Source organism: Winogradskyella ouciana, from assembly GCF_009709615.1.
Taxonomy (GTDB): Bacteria; Bacteroidota; Bacteroidia; order Flavobacteriales; family Flavobacteriaceae; genus Winogradskyella; species Winogradskyella ouciana.
The window spans coordinates 1-275 of sequence record NZ_WJYA01000093.1; the positions used below are offsets into that span (position 1 = coordinate 1).

Genomic DNA, 275 nt, shown 5'->3' on the forward strand with positions numbered 1-275 from the left:
CAGTCTTCACAGAAACCGTAGTCGCCTGTATCGATGGAGTCCATAGCTTGCTCAATTTTACGAATCAACTTACGTTCACGATCGCGGGTACGTAACTCTAGATTAAAGTCGGCTTCCATGCTGGCACGATCCACAAGATCCGCGTAGTTATCACCCTCTTTCATATGGCCAACTGTTAAGTCGACCTCTTCCATCAACTGTTGCTTCCACAAGTTCAAGATATTTTTGAAGTGCGCTTGCTGCGCTTCATTCATATATTCTTCATCTTTACCCGC

General features: G+C 45.1%; 1 protein-coding gene. It reads right to left on the reverse strand.

Annotation, left to right across the window (positions count from 1 at the left end; genetic code table 11):
* Window positions 1-275 (reverse strand): TraR/DksA C4-type zinc finger protein (locus F1003_RS16630; RefSeq protein ID WP_438695868.1); only part of this gene is annotated, 275 nt, incomplete at both ends.